The organism is Cytobacillus sp. MT66, from assembly GCF_058792595.1.
On sequence record NZ_JBXAFB010000053.1, the window covers coordinates 1 to 733 of the forward strand.

1 protein-coding gene is annotated in these 733 nt (G+C 33.8%); it reads left to right on the top strand.

Annotated features, from left to right (window positions below; translation table 11 throughout):
- Window positions 1-132 precede the first annotated feature (132 nt).
- On the top strand, window positions 133-573 hold the full coding sequence (locus AC1Q59_RS24780; RefSeq protein ID WP_492368530.1) for a cell wall hydrolase: 441 nt from the start codon (window positions 133-135) through the stop codon (window positions 571-573).
- Window positions 574-733 lie beyond the last annotated feature (160 nt).

The window sequence follows — 733 nt, forward strand, 5'->3', positions numbered from 1 at the left end:
TGAGGTACCTTAGTGGAATAAAGGTAAAAAAATGCCGTAGTTTTCATTTTACTTAAAAACCAAGTATTCTTATTTTATAAACAAGGACATAAATGCATTCTTTTTTTCATACTGTATTTTGGAGGTGGAAAAATGACAAGAGTAGCTTACCGAAATGCAGACGTCGATTTAATGGCAAGGATGATGAGAGCAGAAGCTGAAGGCGAAGGACCACAAGGAATGCTATATGTTGGAAATGTCATTGTTAACCGTGTTGTAGCAGATTGTACTGACTTTAAGGAATTAAGAACAATTAGAGATGTCATTTTTCACGTACAAGGAGGAAATTACTCTTTTGAAGCTGTTCAAAAAGGTAATGTATTTTATCAAAGAGCAAGAGAATCTGAAAGAAGATTAGCAAGAAAGAATTTGGAATATTGGAGAGATCACCCAGCGAAATATGCTCTTTGGTACTTTAATCCATATGGTCCGTGTCCTCCAACATGGTATGACCAACCTTTTACTGGTCAATTTAAACAACATTGTTTTTATGAACCAGCGCCTGGAACATGTGAAAGCGTTTATAGTCGTTGAGGAAAAGATTCGAATATTTATAAAAACTAAAATAAACTTTTTAGTAACCGTATTTACCTAAGAAAGATTGTAAAATACTAACTTAAACTAAAAGGTACATTAATTGAGTAAGCAGCAAAAAAGGATCTTCTTACTGGAAGATCCTCAGATTGTCGAGAAA